The organism is Bradyrhizobium prioriisuperbiae (assembly GCF_032397745.1).
GTDB classification, from domain to species: Bacteria; Pseudomonadota; Alphaproteobacteria; order Rhizobiales; family Xanthobacteraceae; genus Bradyrhizobium_A; species Bradyrhizobium_A prioriisuperbiae.
In genome coordinates this window covers 7,817,103-7,835,826 of sequence record NZ_CP135921.1, presented here as the reverse complement: position 1 = coordinate 7,835,826, position 18,724 = coordinate 7,817,103, and the positions used below count along the sequence as shown (strand labels likewise).

The following is an 18,724-nucleotide window of genomic DNA, read 5'->3' as shown; positions in this document are numbered from 1 at the left end:
GCCGGCGGCCAGGGTAGCCGCTGCCGCGGCGGCGGCTTGCGAGTCAAGCCCGTTCCATATGAGCAATGCCTCGGCAAGCCTTTCCAAGTCGTTGCGTGTGGTTTCTGCAGCCGCCGAGGAGAGAGGCGGTTTCACGCGGGGTCATCGCCTTGAGCAGCAAGCCTGCAAATTTTGACGCGGTGCTGCCAGCGCTCCAGTACATCCGGGTTTCTGATATAGAGCGGCGGCTTTGCTTGCAGAATACGCTCTACATTTTCGACGCAAGTCGGAGCAAAGGACGCGAACAGCTCTCGGGTGTGGGCAATCATATGCGGGGTTAAAATAACATTATCTAGATCCCGCAACGGGCTGTGTGCGGGCAGGGGCTCGACGAGGAAGGCATCAAGGGCAGCACCGGCGATGCGGTTATCCCTGAGTGCCTCAAAGACGGCCGTTTCGTCGAGACAGCGTCCGCGCGATGTGTTCACCAGGAAGGCGGACGTTTTCATCCTTGATACTTCACCGGCGCCGATAATGGGCGTTCCGTCGGCGGCGGGCGTGGCATGAACCGTGACGATATCGCTGCTGCGAAGAAGCTCGTCGAGCGGGGCAAGCGTGACGTTGTTCGACGGTTGCTCGCGAAGTCCGGGATCGTTAACGAGGATATCGATATCCCAGCCGCTGAGCCGTTGCGCCACACCCCTGCCGATCCGCCCGAAGCCGATAATTCCGACAGTCTTGCCCTTCAGCATCGTTGCTTTGAGATCGCGCGGGCGCGGCAGCTGCGCCCGCAAAACGTGCTCGGTACCCTTGAGATCGTAAAAGAGATTTAGCATCAGCATGACGGTTGCCTCCGCCACGCTTTCGAAATTCTCTGGTGTGGCGCCGTTTGCAACAATCAGATCCCGCGCTTTGGCAAGGGAGAGGTCGAGCGATTCCGTGCCAATCGACGGAAACACGATCCCTCTGAGCCTTGGTGAGGCCGCGAGCATGCCGGCCGTCACCAATGAGCGAGAACTGATTACAAGGACATCAATATCGCCAAAATATCGCTCGTAATCGCCCGGCGCGAAAATCGTTTGCTTACCGGGAACCGCTTTGGGACCGCGAATGATCCGATGCCCCCGATCGTACAGCGCCTGAGCGACTTCATCGAGCGCTGGATCCAAGACAAAGTCGGAGCCCACAAAGATCGTTGTTGCAGTACGCATGATGCCGGTAGCTCCCGTTACTTGCCATCGGCCAGAACGCTTCGCATGACGTCGATCAGCCGAGGTTGCTCTTCAAATCCGATGCCCGGCGCGGTTGGCAGAGTGACCTTGCCATCGACGATCTCAACTTCTCGGCTGAAACCGCCCAGGACTCCGAAAAGGCCCGGATAGGACTCGACACTTCCCAGGCCCAGGCCGGCCGCGATATGGAGCGACATCATGTTGCCGCCATGAGGGATGATGTTGGCGCGCGGAACGCCGTGGGAGTCCGCCACCGCGATAATTTTGAGGAATTCGCCGAGACCATAGGCCAGAGGTGGATCGGGTTGTACGACGATCTTGCCGTCAAAGCGGCCATAACGAAGGAAGTTATCGACTTCCTGAGCGGCAAACAGATTTTCACCACCCGCCAGAGTGCCGTCGTATTGCTCTGCGATTGCGCGGTAAGTGTCGAAATCATCGGGTGCGCAGGGTTCCTCCCACCAGCGCAGGCCAAATGGCTCAATAGCTCTTGCAAACGGGATTGCCGAGTTCTGATCGAAACAGCAGCTGGTGTCGATGGCAAGCTGCTCGCCAGAGCCGAGCAGGTCGACTGCGGCTTCGATACGTTCAAGGTCTGCTTTAACTGGAAGTCCGCCAGCCTTGATCTTGACTAACGCGTAACCCGCGTCCAAGTGGCCCCTGATCTCGTCGCGCAGCGTGTTCGGCGTGCCTCCGGGTTGGTAAAATCCGCCCCCGACATAGCAGGGCAATAAACCAGTGACCGGTGACACTCCGAACCGTTCCGCAAGAACGGCGTAGAGAGGCCGCTGTTCGATTTTCGCGACCACGTCCCAGAGCGCAATTTCCAGCGTCCCGATCGCCGCCGAGCGTTCCGCATGCGCTCCAAGCTTTTCGTTCCGATCAAGCACCTTTCGAGCTCGTATCGGATCGAAATTGGCGCGTTCCTCGTCCAGGATATCTTCGGCGTTGGCACCAAGCAGGCGAGGGATAAATCTCTCCCGTAGCTGAGCGCCGCATGAGTACCGGCCGATAGAATTGAAGGCGTATCCGACAACTGGTTCCCCATTAATGATGACGTCGGTGGCGACGGCGACAATTGTCGCCGTCAGTTTGCTGAAGTCGACGCGAGAGTTCCGCAGAGAGGTTTCGACCTGAATCGTCTTCTCAAAGATGGCATTAATTTTCATTGCCGAGTCCGTAGTGCGAGGACGAAGTTGGAAATATGGATTACGTCAGGCCGCCATCAGCCAGTATCGTTCGTCCGGTAATCCAGCGCGCTTCGTCAGATGCCAGGAAGGCTATGACGTCGGCGACGTCTTGGGGGACAGCCAGTCTCTTCAACGGCGTGAGCGCGGCGAAAGCCGCTTTTTTTTCGGCCGGCATCTTCGCTGTCATGTCGGTCTCCGTGACCGCCGGCGCTACTGCGTTGACGGTGATATTCCTTGGCCCGAGTTCGATCGCCATGGCCTGCGTCAGCGTCGAAACCGCAGCTTTGCTCGCCGCGTAAACGCCCATGCCATCACGAGGCGAGAACGCCCGTTGCGACGAGAGGTTGACGATCCGTCCGCCCGAAACGGGAAAATGCGGGACAGCCGCCTGGGTGACCTGGATCGTGCCCCAGACATTGGTATGAAACTGTTGTGCGTAGAACGAGAAGTCGATCTCGCTGAACGCTCTGGCACCCGCGACACCGGCATTGTTGACCAGGATATCGATGCGCCCGTAACTTTCCACGACGTTGGCTATCAACTGTTGGACGGAATCGCTGTCTTCGATCGACACCTGGAATGTGGTGGCCGTTCCTCCACCATCGCAGATAGCCAATGAGAGCGTTTCTGCGCTCCGACGGTTCTCCTTGTAGGTGATTGCCACGTTGGCGCCGCGCCCAGCCAGTGTCCTTGCCACAGCTGCGCCGATACCGCGAGATGCGCCTGTGACAAGCGCAACCTTTCCATCAAAACTCATCGCTAGATCTCCGTGGATATGTTCACTTCGTCGCCCTGATCCAGGAATGCCTCATTTCGGTTGCCACATAATCCTGTGAAAGCTAACTTGACTTGTGAGTGTCGCTAAAAGGTCGTGAATGGATCGGCTGGCCAGCATAGAAGTGTTCGTTCGCGTCGTGGAACGCGGCAGCCTCTCCGCTGTGGGGCGCGATCTCAGCTTGTCTCCCGCTGCGGTGGGAAATCACATCCGTGCCATGGAGGAGTGGTTGGGCGCACGGCTTCTCCATCGCACCACGCGTCGGATCGCGTTGACCGAGGCGGGCGAACTCTTTCTCGAACGGGCTCGACGAATCTTGAACGAGACGGAGGAAGCGAAGCTCATTTCTGTTGAACTTCAGGGAACGCCACGCGGTGTCTTACGCATCACGGCGCCAATTACGTTCGGTATGCTCAAGTTCGCCCCAGTGGTCGCCGATTACCTCGCCGAGAACACCCAGATGCAGATCGACTTGACGCTCAGCGATCAGACCGTCGATCTGCTTCAGGAGGGGTACGATGTGGCGGTCAGGATCGGGAACCTGGCCGATTCAAGTTTGATCGTGCGACGGATCGCCGACGTCCCGCTTATTCTCTGCGCTTCGCCAGCCTATTTGAAGCAATATGGCCATCCGCAGAGGCCGGATGATCTTATTCGCCATCAGTGCCTTGTGTACACATTGCGCTTGCCGAAGGGGCGCTGGACGTTTGTATCGCGAAGTGGTGAGCGCGAATCCGTCGACGTATCGGGGCGTTTAAGGGCATCGAATGGAGAACTCTTGCGGGTGGCGGCCAACAGAAGTTTGGGCCTTGTGCTCGCACCACGGTATCAGGTTGAGGAAGATCTGGGGGCCGGAAGGTTGGTCCCGGTTCTGGAGGAGTTTCAAGTCGATCGGCCAGGATTATTTGCCGTCCATCCTTCCAGGCAGAAAGTCACATTGAAGGTGCGTAGCTTCATTGACTATTTGGCTTCGCATTTGCCTCGTGTCCTTCACGATGCACCACGGCCTTGACTGCTCGGCTTGGTGGTCAGTCCGACAATATGGACTGGCGACGGCTTTGAATAAGTAGCCCATTCGAAAGCGTAGCTAATAGATCCCTTTAGGATGCGTGCCCTGTTTCGGACCGAATGTGCCGGGCAGGATGATGACGTGATCATGCTCGTCTATGCTACCTGCGGTCGTCGCTTGCCTCAAGATCTAGCAACCTCGCTACCCGTGTAACGGTCCTCGGTTCGCTGTGGCTGAACAACGTAGCTTGCTCGACACCGCACAATTGGCTCGATACCGAGGCGATATAGCTAGAATCTGATGAGTAGGATTGAGAACGCGTTTCTTGAATTTACGGACGCGATCCAGACGGCGGGCGACGCTGCGGGCCTTCGTAGAGTGGGAACGCGGCTCGCGCGCCAGCTCGGATTCAGGTGGTTTGCCTACCTGAGCATCTCCGGAGGGGATCCCTTTATCCTGTCGGCCTATCCAAGTGATTGGGTGCGCCGCTATGTGCAACGCGGTTACGCCTTGGTCGATCCGGTTGTGCGCCGCGCCGGACGAGAGCGGACGTTGTTCAGTTGGGACGGGCGCATCCGAAAGCCGCCATCAACTCGCGAGCAAGGTCGCTTTTTCGATGAGGCAATGGTCTTCGGGGTCAGATCCGGAATTACAGTGCCGATCAAGGGAGCGTTTGGCAGCACGATCGCATTCACACTCGCCCATGATGAATCGATTTCGCTAGCTGGGACACCCGCAAGAGAGCTGCTTGAGATTGTGCAGTCGGCTGGAGTGCACTTTCACGCGCACGCAACTGCGCGACTTAGTGCAGGGCACGGCGCGAAGCGGCCAACAAAAGATGTCCTTACACAGCGCGAACGTCAGTGTCTGGTTTGGATAGCGGAGGGTAAGACTGTGCCCGAGACCGCTCGTCTAGTCGGTATCGCACCAAGCACGGTCTCATTCCATCTTGAGAATGCCCGGCGGAAACTTGAGGCGGTATCGATCGCGCATTGCGTCGGCGAAGCCATGCGTCGCGGGCTTCTGACCTGACGAACTTGATCTCTGCCAGACCCTGCTAACAGTTCGAAACTGGTAATGGGCTCATCCGGCTCGCAGGCGGGCCTTTAGGTCGTATCCCGTATGCATTATGGCTTGTCGACATTCTGCTCCCTGTAGAATCCGCTAGGTGAAGCAGCGGTTGCAGTCTGCTTTTGTGACCCTCTCGGCATCGCGGGGGGATCATGAGGGCAATTGTGCTCAAGAGAGAGGACTTCGGCAGCCAGCTTCACTTGCTTGAGGCCATGTATCGTCTGCGTCGGCAGGTGTTCCGGGATCGGCTCGATTGGAATGTCGCAATATCGGACGGCTTTGAGCTCGATATCTTCGACATATTGAATCCGTGCTATCTCCTGGTGCTGTCTGACGACGGTGATGTCGTGGGAAGCGTACGGTTGCTGCCAACGACAGGGCCAACCATGCTTGCCGAAACATTCGCCGCGCTGCTAGACGGCGGTCCAGTTCCGCACAGCGCGACCGTTCTCGAAAGTTCGCGCTTCTGCGTTGATACGACAATCGCCGGAAAAGTAGGTGGTCAAGGCCTGAACAGGGCAACATTCCTCTTGTTCGCCGCGATGATCGAGCATCTTCATACCGTCGATGCAATGTCGATCGTGACAGTGACCGACTTGCGCATGGAACGGATTCTGCGACGCGCAGGTTGGCCGTTGGAGCGGATCGCAGCACCGCAACCTATCGGAAAGACGATGGCGCTCGCGGGCTACCTGCATCGAAGTGAAGCCGCGCTGACCACCATATGCCAATACGCGCGTCTTGAGCGTCCAGTTCTCAGCCTGCCTCCCGTTATGCGTGCGGCGCGATGAGGCCGTATCTTGCTGGCGGATCCCAATCGAAGTCGGGTTCTGCTGATCAATCCAGACCGCTGCGTCGCAGGTAACAGAGACGATTGCTTACCAGGGTGGCGCGAAAGTGCGTCGCTGTTGCCCGTGTTACAATCGATGTTTGCAATGAGTCCCATTCTGATCGGAGAACGAGATGCGACTTTGGGAATCACGGATGTGTCCGAAAGCGGATATGTTGTCCTGGATGTTGATCCCCTGGTCATGTGGCGATCCAGTGAATTGCCGCCGGTCCAATTGGATGCCGCTGCGGCCTTGTTTTTTGGAGGCGCCTGGCTCGAGGAAGACGTATTGATCGCAGCTATCCGCGCTGCTTCGGATGGCTATGATGTGCGGATTCTGACAGATATGTCCCGGTGTCGGCGGGAGGCCGATCGTCAACTGGTAACAGATCGGGCCACCATGCACGGCATCTTGATGGTGACGCTCCGACAGGCTCTGCTGGAGTGGGCGGCCTATAGCGACGACCGGAAGACGATTGCGCAGGTGCGGGCGTTGTTGACCTGATTGGCCGCCGGTCGGTCTCTCGTGAACCGAGCCCGCTGGCGCGGTCTGCGGCCTTCGGCTTCGATACCTGGCGGAAGCAAGGGGTAATGAGACTCTCGCCGGGGGCAGTCGGTCCCGCGTCCCGCCTGGCGGCGGCGCTATGCTGACGCTCCTGCGGCTGCCCTTTTAACCGGTCTTGGGTCGCGCGAATGGCCGTCCGCTGACGCTCTCGGCCATATGCTCATCTTTCCGAGGGCTGTTCCCATCATCGGCATGATGGATCGCGTTTGAGTGCGGATGATCGCCGATGGCGCTCGTCTGTGGACGGCCGCCAAGCGGCCGACGTTATTGCTTGGTCCCACGTCGGCAGGATGGGCGGCGCTCCCGTATAGCCCCGAACCGGCAAGCCGCAACCGCGGGCCGTTCAGTTCGACATCTCCCACAACGTTCTCTCCCGCGGTCCTCCGCTGACGCTCCGGCCGTTCCGGTGCGGCCTGCCTCTGCGTTCGGGGCTGTCCGGTCGCTCTTCGCCGCCCACCCCGCCTTCCGGGGACCTGCGGCGGGAAAGAAAGAGCGGAGAAGGCAAGTGCCACATACAGAACCGGAGAGCGCGGAGAAGCCGCGCGTCAGTCTCTATCAAGAAATCACCGACCGTATTGTTGGCGATCTCAGGCAAGGCATCGTGCCTTGGGTGCGGCCGTGGGGGGCGTTAGAGGGCGCGGCGCTTGGCTTGCCGCGCAACGCCGTGACCGGGCGCACTTATGCGGGCATCAACATCCTGATCCTGTGGGGGCGCCTGTTTGACGCGGCTTATCTCTCGCAATGCTGGCTGACATTCCGGCAGGCGAAGGCGCTCGGCGGCACGGTCACAAAGGGCGAGTGCGGGGTCGGCGTCTTCTATGCGGACCGCTATGTGCCGAAGGAGCCACGCCGGGGCGGGGGCAAAGGCGAGGGTGATGCGCAGGAGCGTCAGCCCGTGCCGTTTCTGCGGCGCTACACGGTGTTCAACGTTGCGCAATGCGAGGGGCTGCCCGCCACATGCGGGGTGCCGGCTCCCTCGTTGCCGGATCGCGAGATCGTGCCTGAGGCCGAGGCGCTGGCGCGGGCCACGCTCGCAGATATTCGCCATGGTGGAGACGCGGCGTTCTACGCCCCCGACGCGGATGCCATCTGCCTGCCGCATCAGCCCGCGTTTTTCGACCAGATCAATTATTACCGCACGCTGTTTCACGAGCTTGGCCACTGGACAGGCCACCCCCGGCGGCTGAACCGCGACCAGAGCGGTGCGTTCGGCTCGACGCCATACGCTTTCGAGGAGCTGGTGGCCGAGATGACGGCGGCGTTCGTCTGCGCCTCGCTCGGGATCGTGCCGACGGTGCGGCACGCGGATTACCTCGGTATGTGGCTCGGCGTGCTGCGTGGCGATAGCCGCGCAATCTTTCGCGCGGCCAGCAAGGCCTCGAAGGCGGCGGATGTTCTGCTCGCCTTCCGGCCGCAACCCGATCAGTCTCCGACACCCACAGCAGCTGTCTCAAGCGAAGGCGATCCGGCCTAGCGCGGCATTCGCGACCGGGGCTCCGGGCTCACGCCCCCGCCCTCGGTCGCGTTTGGCCTCGCGGATCGGGCCCGTCGCGAGGTCCTGACGTCAGACCGGGCTCTTAAGCCTCAAGGAGAAGGTCTCCATGGACCTGAAACATATTCCCCTGAATAAGTTGAAGATCGCCACCCTCAATGTCCGGCACGGGCGCAAAGCGCCCGATGTCTCGGACATCCTGCCGTCGATCCGCGCACGCGGCGTGCTGCAGCCAGTGCTGGTGCGCCCCTGTGGCGAGGGTTTTGAGGTCGTCGCCGGACGGCGTCGCTATTTCGCGGCCAACCAGGCTGCCGAGGAGCAGGGTCTTTCGCCGGATGAGGCCATGTTGCCGTGCGCGGTCATAGCCGAGGGCGACGATGTCGCGGCGTTGGAGGCGTCGCTGATCGAGAACGTGGCCCGCGCCCCGATGGACGAGCTCTCGGAATACGAGGCCTATGCCCGTCTGCTCAAGCAGGGGCGCACGGTCGAGCAGATCGCGCAGGTCTTCGCCGTGACCGAACTTCGGGTCAAGCAGCGCCTTGCCCTGGCCGGCCTGCAGCCGAAGATCAAGGACGCCTTCCGTTCCGGGCGCATCGAGGCGGACGACTTGCGGCTGCTGACGTCAGCGACCAAGGGGCAGCAGAAAGAATGGCTGGAGTCCTTCGCGCTGGAAGCCCAAGGCGATGACGACGGGGATCGTGACGGCGAAGGCGCGCCAAGGGGCTTCAACCTCAAGCGCTGGCTGTTCGGAACCGACCAGATCGCGACCAAAGCGGCGCGGTTCCCGCTCGATGACTTTCACGGCGCGATCATCACCGATCTGTTCGGCGACACCGGATACTTCGTGGACCGCGATGCATTCTGGCGGCTGCAAAACTTGGCTGTCGCCCGGCTACGCGATGACCTGCTGGCCAAGGGATGGCAGCAGGTCTCCATCATGGAACGGGGCCGCCGTTTCGCTGAGTGGCAGTATCGGGAAGTGACGATGGAGGATGGGGGCCGCGTATTCATCGAGGTCCGCAATGACGGAGAGGTCGATGTGCACCAAGGCTACCGGGACCGCGACGAAGATGAGTCCGGGGAGGAGGAGGCCCGGACTGACGAGGTCGGGGCGGATGAGGGCGATCCTGCAAAACAAGCAGTGCCAGCGCAGGCGGAACTGACCAAGGCGGCCGAGAACTACATGGCGCTGCATCGCCACGCCATCGTTCGCGCCGAACTCCTGTCGCGGCCGGCTCTCGCCTTGCGGCTTGCGGTCGTCCACATGATCGCCGGTTCGCCGTTGTGGAGCGTCAAGCCGGACCCGCAGCGCGCCGAGAAGGAAGCCATCGCCTTGAGCGTTGCCTCGGCGAAGGCGCAGCAATGCGTCGAGGCCGAACGAAGCGCCATTCTCGAACTGCTGCAGGTCGAGCGCAGCCACTATGGGACGCTCACCCGAACCTATGGCGATGCGTTATGGGCCGCCGCGCTACTGGCGCGGCTGCTGACGTTACCGGATGAGACGGTGCTGCGTGTGCTGACCCTCGCCATGGCGGAAAGCCTGTGCGCGGGATCGCCGCTGGTCGAGGCGGCAGGCGCCCGCCTGAAACCCGACGTGGTACGGTGGTGGACAGCTGACGACACCTTCCTCGATCTCGTCCATGATCGGGCCGCCATCAATGCCATGCTGGCCGAGGTCGCCGGCCGTGAGAGTGCAGACGCGAACGTATCGGAAGCCGCCAAGGTTCAGCGCAAGATCATTGGCGACTGCGTCCGGGGCGAAGGCCGTGACAAGGTCGAGGGCTGGGTGCCCCGCTACATGGCTTTTCCTGCGAGTCCTTACGACGGCGCCAAGACGGTTCAAGCAGCACGTCACTGGGAGGAGGTTAAGTTTCTGTTTTGTATCGAATAATTGAATGGACTCGGCTGCGGTGGTAGGTGCCGCAGCCGGGTCCGCTGAGTCCCGAGTCGTGAATCAAACCCTAACTCCCGAAGAAATAAGCCTGCGGCGGCCGCGCCGCGACTCGGCTTATATCTGCCTTGGGGTGGACGGGACGAACGTTACGGAGCGGATCGATGCAATACGCATTCAACGTCTTTGTTGACAGCAGCGCGATGCTGAAGCGGTGCCTCGCCCAGCTCCTTGTTGGAGCTTCGACGCTCACTGCGACCGTCGTGGTGTTGGCCCAGGTCATGGCGTTTTGGACTGTGGGCGCTCCCTGAGGAAGTCCAGGTCTTGTGCAGTCCCGGCTTGCTCAGGATTTACTTGCCGGAACATACTAGATCAGGGGATGCGTCCTCGCGCTCGCGGCGGTACGGACGGCCCCACGCAGATGATGTCGTCTTGCAGGCAGCAAGGGCGCCTGGAGATCGAATGCTGACCGCTGAAAACCGGACCCATGCGCATCATTTCTGGCTGCCCCCGCCACGTGCACATGGGTCCGGTTTCATTGTCGTCGTGCCTTCCGCTCTTCAAATGGAGCTCGGAGCGAAGGGCTTGGGCGACCGCACATCCTTTGAGAGGTGATGTCTCCAGGCGGTCGTCGTTTGGCGGACTGGTCCGCGCTTACTTCTTTTTCTTGGCAGAGGTCTTCTTTGCGACCTTCTTGGTTGCCGGTGCCGCCTTCTTTGCCTTCTTCGCTTTCTTAGCCATGTCGTCCTCTTGCTTCTGTGGGTTGGATCAAAGCGCGCGCCACTTCAAGGCGGACGCAATGTCAGCATACACAGAATTTGCAAACTGAATACTGCCTCGTGCAATCGCGACGACGTTGTGCACGATCGCGTCGTGAGATGTGCATCCGAACGTGCTTCATGCGGAGCAAGGTGCACGGTTGTGCGTCAGTCCACGGTATTCCAAATCAAAGCAAACACGTTCTTGTCGTCGGCGGGGGCGACATAGCCGAGATTGCGTTGATCTCACGCAGAGCGAACATAACGGCAGCAAGCGAGAGGCTGACATAGTCCCCGCCGCTGGTCTCGCCGCGCCGGACCCAGCCCGCGCCGATCTCGACGCCCCGGGTGAGAACCCGGAAGTCCGGCCGAGCGTCGGCGCGGCTGTCGCGGTCAGAACAAGTGATGGGCGGCGAAGAGATGGAGCCGGGCCCTGGGTCGGATGTTCTTCGGCAAGCCGGTTCGACACCAGTCATTGTCTTTCCCGCCGGTGCCTCATGGGACGATCACCTGCTCATGGGCGTGACGACCTATGGGACGCGCCCCGCCACCGAAACCCTCGCCATCAACTTTTTTCCCCGCCGGCCGGGGCCGGCTCCTCGCGGCCGCTTCGCTGCAAAAAAGCCGCTCACTCGGGTGCGCCGCTGCGCTTCGCCCCAAGCGGGTTCGGTGGCGTTGCGCGCCCCATCACGGTCTCGCCATCGCAGGGGATCGACCCTTGCGGCCTCAAAAAGGAGACAGACCATGACTGCCATCGGACACGTCACCAAGACCGAAAACGGCTACAAGGGCCAGCTGAAGACCGTCTCGATCCGGGCCGACATCGACATCGTCCCGAACCGCGACAAGAGCGCCGACACCCAGCCGGACTTCCGGGTCCTCACGCAAGGCGTCGAGATCGGCGCGGGTTGGATCCGGCGGGGCGAGACCAGCGGCAAGGGCTATGTCAGCCTTGCGCTCGCCGCTCCTGAGTTCGGGCCGCGCAAGATCTACGCGAACCTCGGCCGCGCCGCAGGCCAGGACGACGAGAACGTGTTCGCCCTGATCTGGAATCCCCAGGACTGACACCTCCGCACCGGCTCCCGCGCATGGCGCGGGAGCCATTCTTGTGCCTCAATTGCTCGGACGATCACGACGCCGCGTTGATCGGCACGAGGGCGGACTTTGAACGACGTCGATGGTGGCAGAGTGGAAGGCACGGGACGCACCGATCTGAATGGCGGCGACAGCACCTATGATATGAGCGACTGGGCCTGGGAATTTCTGCGCCGGCATCCGGATTACCGGCGAGACTGGCGTGCCGCCGTACCCAGATCGCTGCCCATCGTGCATCTGGATGACGGCACGCAGTTGCTGCGTCTACGTCGACGATATCCAGCTGCGGAGCGCTGGGGTCTCTACGCGTTCGCTGATCCCTTTAAGGCGGCGCGTTTCAAGCCGGTCTTCTGGCTTCCGACTTTGGCTCGCAGAATGATCCGGATGCGAGGTGTCTCAAGCGGAGAACGTGATGCTCCGTCGCGGCTGAAGCTTGCAAGTTTTCGCGTGAGACGAACGGCCGTTATCGGGGTCGATGGCACTCAGATTGTGACCCTGAAAGGTCCCGCGGCCTATGTATCTCTCGATATTAGGGACGTGCCGGCGCTGGCGCGGCCGGTGCCTCTGATCGTCGAACTCGATCGCCTTGACGATCTCGGCGGGCATGCGGACGCCTTGAAGACGCTGCATCATTTCATGCAATTGCGTCCCGACGATCCGCCGCCGGAACCGGCTTTCGGGCACGACCACCGGCTCCGGCACACGCTGATAGCGCTCGATGGCGATTTGGCCGGGAGAACCTATCGGCAGATCGCGATTGCCATCTACGGCGAGCGGCGCGTGACCGAGGCATTACGCGGTGGCGACGAATCTCTGAAGGATCGTGCCAGGCGCCTGGTCGCAAAGGGCAGGGAGCTGATGCGGGGCGGCTATCGCGACTTGCTTTGAGAGAGACCCACCGCAAGATGACCAGGGTGGCGGAATCCGCCCGACAAACATCGCCACTCCTGATGTTTCCACGAATCTGACGACGTTGCCCCTCTTGCCGGAATCCTCCGGCGCGATGGTGGCGCACAATGACAAGCGATCCGACAAATCCTCCCAGTGAGCCGTTCCTCAACACCAAAGAGGCTGCGGCCTGGCTCCGATTGAGCAAGAACACCCTTGAGAAAATGCGGGTCAACGGCACAGGGCCGGACTACCGCAAACACGGACGCTACGTCCGCTACCACGAGAAAGACCTGGAGGCCTGGTCGGAAGCCAGCAAGCGGAGGTCGACCTCCGATGCGAAATGACTTTGACCGTTTGCGTCCCAAGCTAGTCATCTTTGCCGTCATCTCGGCCGTGTTCGTGGCAACACTTGTCACGTTCAACGTCCGTGTTCCCCTGGTTGTTTACAATGGTTCGGGAAGCGCGCCCCTGGGGTTCTATTGGGTCGAGCTTCGGCTGCCTGGACGCGGGGAGATGGCGGTGGTGGAACCGCCACCTTCCATCGAACTCATGCTGGTCGGACGGGGACTGCTTCCAGCGCACGTCCCGCTGGTGAAGCAGGTCGCTGCTATCGGGGGCGACATCGTCTGCCGCTCCAGGATCGGCGAGGTCGGAATCGTGACAATCAACGGGCACGTCGTCGCGGAGGCCTATGAGAAGGATCGGCTGGAGCGTGCCTTGCCATCATGGGACGGCTGTTTGCGCCTCATCGCTGGCGAGTTCTTTCTGCTACAGCCCCATCCGCATTCGTTCGACAGTCGTTATTTCGGGCCGATGCTCCGCTGCGACATTCTGGGGGTGGCACATCCGATCTGGACGTGGAATCCGCCAGATTAGCCCTCAGCTCGACAATACCTAAACCGAGATCTCTCGGGTTTGGGTCATCCAACACGAGAGGGTACGCTGCCCATGACCTCGTCTTCAGGCAGCGCGCCCCTGCTTGCGTAGGGTCCCGCCCACGGAGCGGGACGTCGTTGCGATCTCAGATTAAGCAGTTCGATCACGGCCTGGTGATCGAAAAGCTCTACGTCGTAGCGCTCGAAATGGGACGAATCCCTGTTCATGGCCGCCGCACGGGCAATCTCCTCCTTGGCCGCGGGAGAAAATGTTTTCGCCGTTGTGACAACAATTCCCTTGGGAATCCGCTCGCGAAACAGGACACCATTCAGTTCACGAACAACAGTGACACTTTCCGTCGAAAGCAGGTTGGAGCGGCGCTTGATCTGCACAAGGATCTGTTCGTCATCGTTATGGATGATGTGGATGTCTATACCGCGGTCCTTCCGGCCGCCGACGCGGGTGACCTGCGAATTCGGAAAATGATCCTTGAAACAATCGGCAATGATTTCTTCGAAGACGAACGGGTCGACCAGAGCCACATGGTCGGGATGTTTGGTGATCCAACGGCGCAGTTCGGCGACGGGTACTTCGGAGGCGGACAAAGGAAATTTTCGGGCGACGCCACATATGAGACGGTAGTGGTTCGAGTAGTCGCTGCCATCGCCGTCGCCGCCGTTTGCGTACTCATGCTGCCCCTCGGCTTCGAGGGCCCACCATCCGCAATTGGGGCATTCGAACCCTCTTTCGGCAACCGCGCATCCGTTGGGGATATCTTCCTCGATATGGACGTAACGGTAGGGAATGGTGGCTTCGCCTATGACCCGCATGGCATGTTGGCAATAGTAACAGGAAGGAAAATCCTGGCCCTCAGCCAGGATATTTGGAATCCGATCGACCGACATTTCGTGGGCCAAGAGATAGGCATCTTCCTGTCGGCGCCTTTCGTCGGGAGGGACCCAACCGCGTTGGGCAAAATGGGTTTGGACGGGAATGGCGCAGAAGGGCTTGTGAGCTTTCCCTGCTTTTGCTCCGTTGTTTTGTTCTATTTCGGTCATGCTGCCCGTCAGAAGCAGGGGCGCATTATCGGCCTGGGAAATGCGAGAGACAACGTCGAAATCGCCGGTCCAGTTGCGTGCCTGGTAGAGAAGAGCGTCATTGAGCCGAAGCTCAAGATCATGGATACGACGGCGTCGGCCCCTGATCGATCTTGAGATCAGTTCGTGATCTGAATAGGCCAAAAACCAGTCTTGGTTCGCCTTGGTCATGCGATCGTGCCGCGATATGAAGCCTGATCGCCATAGTGTCGCGAATTGCCGATCTGAAGCAAGCAACAGTCAGCGGGAGGGCAAGATAAAAGCACCGGCGCCATGCGCGGTGTAAGTGGTTGTCTGCACATCCAAGAATTAGCGCCACGGCCGTGAGCGCTGTCGCCATGCAGCGCGCAGGTCCTTTGCAATGCTGAAAAAGAGCGTCTGCGCCTTGTGATTGGAAGAACCGCGCACATATCCGCGCCTTGTCATGGAAGGACGCGGTCATGTCGGACCCGGAGGATGAGTTTCGCGTCAAGCTGGGCCGGATCGGCAATCGCAAAGGCCGCACTGAGTCCCGCTATCTCAACCGAATCCGCCAAGCCACAGAACGAGCCGGACGGGCGCGCGCTGAACGCGGCTCTGCATTCACTGGTGCGCGCCTCGGTCGGGGGCGAGCCCAGGGCGCGGTCTCCGCGGCCCGCCACGGGACAGCGGGTCAGCGGCGCGTCGTGGTCAAGGCACGCCTCGTTCGGGTCAAGGCCGGCGATCCCGGCGCCGTTCGGGCTCATCTGCGTTACGTTCAACGCGATGGCGTGACCCGCGAAGGCACGCCGGGGGAACTGTATGATGCGGACACGGACCGCGCCGACGGTAATGCGTTCGCCGCGCGGGGCGGCGCGGATCGCCATCAGTTCCGGTTCATCGTCGCGCCGGAGGACAGCGACGAACTGGCCGACCTGAAGCCATTTGTTCGCGACCTGATGCGACAGATGGAGACGGATCTCGGCACGAAGCTCGATTGGGTGGCGGCGGATCATTTCAACACGGGGCATCCGCACAGCCACATCGTGGTGCGCGGCAAGGATGAATTGGGCAAGGATCTGGTGATCGCGCGCGATTACATCGCCCACGGCATACGCGCGCGGGCGGGCGGCCTCATCACCCGCGAGCTCGGTCCCGAAACCGAGATCGAGGCTGCCCGCAAGCTGGAACACGAGGTTGGCGCTGAGAGGTTAACCCGGCTCGATCGCGCGATCCTCCGCGACGCTGAGGAAGGGGTACTTGCCCTGGCGGCCAAGCCGGAGCGCGATCCCATGCGACATGCAACTCGAATGGGGCGTCTGCGGACACTCGAACGTTTGGGACTTGCGGAGGAGACAACGCCCGGTCTCTGGCGGCTCGACGCCGAGCTGGAGCCGACCTTGCGGCGGATGGGTGAGCGCGGCGACATCATCAAGACCATGCACCGCGACCTCAAGGCCGCGGGAATCGATCGTTCCGCCGGCGGGCATTCGATCCTCGATCCGGCGGGAGGAGGCCGGATCGTCGGCCGGCTGATCGCACAAGGGTTCTCGGACGAATTGAACGAGCGGCGCTACGTGATCGTCGACGGGGTCGATGGTCGGACGCACTATGCCGAGCTTAGGTCGCGTCAAGTGGATGACGAGCCGTTCGTCCGCAACACGATCGTGGAACTGCGCGGGCGGGACGTCGCCCCGAAAGCGGTCGACCGCACGGTCACGGAGATCGCGTACCGCAATCAGGGTCGCTACAGCGCCGACCTTCATCGGAACGCCGATCCGCGCGCGTCCGCTGAATTTATTCAGAGCCATGTCCGCCGCCTCGAGGCAATGCGGCGGGAGGGCCTCGCTGAAAGATTGCCGGAGGGAGAATGGCAGGTCGGGCCAGATCATCTCGACCGGGCGGCGCGTTTCGAGGAGATCAACCGATCGCAACGACCGGTGCGAGTGACCATGCTATCCTGGCAGAACCTCGGTGACCTACCGGGCGCCGTCGGTGCGACGTGGCTCGATCGGCAGCTCGTCGGCAAGGAGCCAGAGGTGTTCGCGCCCACAGGACTGGGCGCGGAGATCGGTATGGCCCTTCGGGCTCGGCGCCAATGGCTGCTTGAGCAGGGGCTTGCGCGCGAGCACGGCGGCCGCCTCATCTATGCACGCAATCTGCTGCAAGTTCTGGAACGGCGCGAGGTTGCAGAGGTCGGCGCGCGGATCGCAGGCGAAACCGGTCTTGGGTTTGCTGAGACTAAGCGGGGAGGCCGGCTAACCGGGACTTATCGGCGAACGCTGACACTGAACAGCGGACGGTTTGCCCTGATCGAGGGCGCGCAGGAGTTCAGCCTGGTCCCATGGCGGCCTGTTCTCGAACGCGCCAAGGGCCAGAGCGTCACCGGGATCGTTGGAGGGGAGGGAATTTCGTGGTCGATCGGGCAAAAGCGCGGCTTGGGTTTGTAGCTCACCTAAGGAGGGGGGTGCGCTTCAAGTAGCTGAAATACAATGTGTTATACTATTTTTGCGACTGTAGTATAACCGACTTGTTCTGCTGGTTTTCATCGTTATACTATATTCGCAAAAATAGTATAACGGGTATTTGATCATGGCTCCCACTCGCCGTCTCGATATGGTCTACCAGACGCTCTATTCCGAGCTGGTCCAGCGTAGCCTCGACGAGAGCTTTACCTCCGAGTTCCGCGCGGACGGCCGGTTCGTGGCCGTGGAGGTCAAAAACAAGAAATACTGGTACTTCGACACGCCCAAGTCTGAGGGCGGCGGTCAGGATCGCCGTTACGTCGGACCGGTGGACGATCCCGAAATCACCGAAAGGGTCGAGGCGTTCAAGGATCTGAAGGCCGACTTGAAGGGGCGTCGCCGTCTCGTCTCCACGTTGACGCGCGAGGCGTATCTGCCGCGGCCCCTCCCGATCGCTGGCCAGGTGGTGGAAGCACTGGCGAAGGCCGGCTTATTTCGTTTGCGTGGCGTGCTCGTCGGCACCGCTGCCTACCAATGTTACTCTGCCGTGCTCGGTACACGCCTGGACGCGGTCGCCATGCAAACCGGCGACGCCGATTTTGCGCAATTCCATGAAACCTCGGTGGCAATCAAGGATTCCATACCGCCCATCCTAGGGGTGCTTCGTGAGGCCGATCCGACCTTTCGCGAGGTGCCGAGCCAGACCGACGGCAGGGTCTCCACCCAGTTCGTCGCGAGAAGCAAATTCAAGGTGGAATTCCTGACACCGAACCGGGGGACCGACGACCAGGAAGGGAAGCCAGTCCCGATGCCCGCATTGGGCGGGGCCGCGGCGTTCCCGCTACGCTTCCTCGACTACCTGATCTACCAACCGATCCGCGCGGTGCTGCTGTACGGTGCCGGCGTGCCGTTGCTCATCCCGTCGCCGGAACGGTACGCCATCCACAAACTCATCGTTGGATCCCGCCGGAAGGAGGAACGCGATGCGACCGCAAAGAGTTCGAAGGACCGGCTGCAGGCCAAATCAATCATCGAGGTGATGATCGCGAACCGGCAGCACGCTGATCTCGCCTCGGTGTTCATGGAAGCGTGGGATCGCGGCGATCATTGGAAGGCCGCAATCCGCACCAGCCTTGCGACCTACGACAACGACGTCCATAACTCGTTCCGAACCGAACTTGCGAAGGGTGTGACAGAGCTCGGCTCCGACCCCGCCAAGTACGATCTTGTCGATCAGCCAGCCGATGCATCGACGCCGCGCACAAAATGACGCGTGGATCCGCGTTTGCATACGGTTTGGAGCTCTCGACGCTGGAGTGCTGACCTCGAAATCCGGGGCGGCCAACGCGTGTGCGAGTCGAATTGTGGCCTAGCGTGTCCCATGTGCCGATGATCAGACGCGGCTCGGATCACTCTGGCAACGTCGTCAAATTTGGTCAGACCGCTCACATTCTATTGAGCTACCTCCTGACGTTCGCCGACATTGGCGCGCGCAAGATCTCGCGTCAGGATGGTTGATTGGCGTGGATTTCGTTGCGAACTGCGAAATTT

At 60.9% G+C, this 18,724-nt stretch carries 17 protein-coding genes; 12 read left to right on the top strand and 5 right to left on the bottom strand.

Annotated elements, in window-relative coordinates:
* Window positions 1-131: 131 nt before the first annotated feature.
* Genes RS897_RS36510 through RS897_RS36500 form a run of 3 tightly spaced genes read right to left on the bottom strand, consistent with a single transcriptional unit; the run spans window position 132 to window position 3,158 of the window.
* Window positions 132-1,190 carry an NAD(P)-dependent oxidoreductase gene (locus tag RS897_RS36510; RefSeq protein ID WP_315833511.1) on the bottom strand — a complete coding sequence of 353 codons (1,059 nt, stop codon included), beginning with the start codon at window positions 1,188-1,190 and terminating at the stop codon, window positions 132-134.
* Window positions 1,191-1,207: 17 nt separating this feature from the next.
* Entirely contained in the window at window positions 1,208-2,380 is a 1,173-nt protein-coding gene (locus RS897_RS36505) for an enolase C-terminal domain-like protein (protein WP_315833510.1), read from the bottom strand.
* Between the two features lie 40 nt (window positions 2,381-2,420).
* Window positions 2,421-3,158 carry an SDR family NAD(P)-dependent oxidoreductase gene (locus tag RS897_RS36500; RefSeq protein WP_315833509.1) on the bottom strand — a complete coding sequence of 246 codons (738 nt, stop codon included), beginning with the start codon at window positions 3,156-3,158 and terminating at the stop codon, window positions 2,421-2,423.
* Between the two features lie 118 nt (window positions 3,159-3,276).
* Here RS897_RS36500 and RS897_RS36495 point away from each other — a divergent pair, with 118 nt between their 5' ends.
* The 6 genes from RS897_RS36495 to RS897_RS36470 all read left to right on the top strand — a co-directional run bounded on the left by RS897_RS36495 (window position 3,277) and on the right by RS897_RS36470 (window position 10,033).
* Window positions 3,277-4,188, top strand: coding sequence for a LysR family transcriptional regulator (locus RS897_RS36495; RefSeq protein ID WP_315833508.1), 912 nt, complete (start codon window positions 3,277-3,279; stop codon window positions 4,186-4,188).
* 297 nt (window positions 4,189-4,485) lie between these two features.
* Entirely contained in the window at window positions 4,486-5,217 is a 732-nt protein-coding gene (locus RS897_RS36490) for a helix-turn-helix transcriptional regulator (RefSeq protein ID WP_315833507.1), read from the top strand.
* Between the two features lie 191 nt (window positions 5,218-5,408).
* Window positions 5,409-6,047, top strand: a complete 639-nt coding sequence (locus tag RS897_RS36485) for an acyl-homoserine-lactone synthase (RefSeq protein WP_315833506.1) — start codon at window positions 5,409-5,411, stop codon at window positions 6,045-6,047.
* A 9-nt stretch (window positions 6,048-6,056) separates the two neighbouring features.
* The gene (locus RS897_RS36480) at window positions 6,057-6,590 is read left to right on the top strand and encodes a hypothetical protein (RefSeq protein WP_315833505.1); all 534 of its coding nucleotides are present in this window, start codon (window positions 6,057-6,059) and stop codon (window positions 6,588-6,590) included.
* A 565-nt stretch (window positions 6,591-7,155) separates the two neighbouring features.
* Entirely contained in the window at window positions 7,156-8,124 is a 969-nt protein-coding gene (locus RS897_RS36475; protein WP_315833504.1) for an ArdC family protein, read from the top strand.
* Between the two features lie 127 nt (window positions 8,125-8,251).
* On the top strand, window positions 8,252-10,033 hold the full coding sequence (locus RS897_RS36470; RefSeq protein ID WP_315833503.1) for a ParB/RepB/Spo0J family partition protein: 1,782 nt from the start codon (window positions 8,252-8,254) through the stop codon (window positions 10,031-10,033).
* Window positions 10,034-10,979: 946 nt separating this feature from the next.
* Here RS897_RS36470 and RS897_RS36465 read toward each other — a convergent pair.
* Window positions 10,980-11,267: a DUF736 family protein gene (locus RS897_RS36465; protein WP_315833502.1), complete on the bottom strand. Its 288-nt coding sequence runs from the start codon at window positions 11,265-11,267 to the stop codon at window positions 10,980-10,982.
* Between the two features lie 268 nt (window positions 11,268-11,535).
* Between RS897_RS36465 and RS897_RS36460 the strand changes: the two genes are divergently transcribed.
* From RS897_RS36460 to RS897_RS36445, 4 genes are all read left to right on the top strand, one after another.
* Window positions 11,536-11,856 carry a DUF736 domain-containing protein gene (locus RS897_RS36460; RefSeq protein WP_315833501.1) on the top strand — a complete coding sequence of 107 codons (321 nt, stop codon included), beginning with the start codon at window positions 11,536-11,538 and terminating at the stop codon, window positions 11,854-11,856.
* A gap of 99 nt (window positions 11,857-11,955) precedes the next feature.
* Window positions 11,956-12,774 (top strand): DUF2285 domain-containing protein, encoded by an 819-nt coding sequence (locus RS897_RS36455; protein ID WP_315833500.1) that lies wholly within the window; start codon window positions 11,956-11,958, stop codon window positions 12,772-12,774.
* 128 nt (window positions 12,775-12,902) lie between these two features.
* Window positions 12,903-13,121: a helix-turn-helix transcriptional regulator gene (locus tag RS897_RS36450; RefSeq protein ID WP_315833499.1), complete on the top strand. Its 219-nt coding sequence runs from the start codon at window positions 12,903-12,905 to the stop codon at window positions 13,119-13,121.
* Window positions 13,111-13,653, top strand: coding sequence for a S26 family signal peptidase (locus RS897_RS36445; RefSeq protein WP_315833498.1), 543 nt, complete (start codon window positions 13,111-13,113; stop codon window positions 13,651-13,653). Before RS897_RS36450 ends, RS897_RS36445 begins: the two co-directional genes overlap by 11 nt.
* Before the next feature lie 44 nt (window positions 13,654-13,697).
* On the opposite strand, the gene RS897_RS36440 is transcribed toward RS897_RS36445, so the two are convergent.
* Entirely contained in the window at window positions 13,698-14,921 is a 1,224-nt protein-coding gene (locus RS897_RS36440) for a restriction endonuclease (protein ID WP_315833497.1), read from the bottom strand.
* Between the two features lie 269 nt (window positions 14,922-15,190).
* Between RS897_RS36440 and rlxS the strand changes: the two genes are divergently transcribed.
* Together rlxS and RS897_RS36430 are read left to right on the top strand one after the other, a co-directional pair.
* On the top strand, window positions 15,191-17,158 hold the full coding sequence (gene rlxS / locus RS897_RS36435) for a relaxase/mobilization nuclease RlxS (RefSeq protein ID WP_315833496.1): 1,968 nt from the start codon (window positions 15,191-15,193) through the stop codon (window positions 17,156-17,158).
* A gap of 142 nt (window positions 17,159-17,300) precedes the next feature.
* Window positions 17,301-18,443 carry a nucleotidyltransferase family protein gene (locus tag RS897_RS36430; protein WP_315833495.1) on the top strand — a complete coding sequence of 381 codons (1,143 nt, stop codon included), beginning with the start codon at window positions 17,301-17,303 and terminating at the stop codon, window positions 18,441-18,443.
* The last annotated feature ends 281 nt before the right edge of the window (window positions 18,444-18,724 follow it).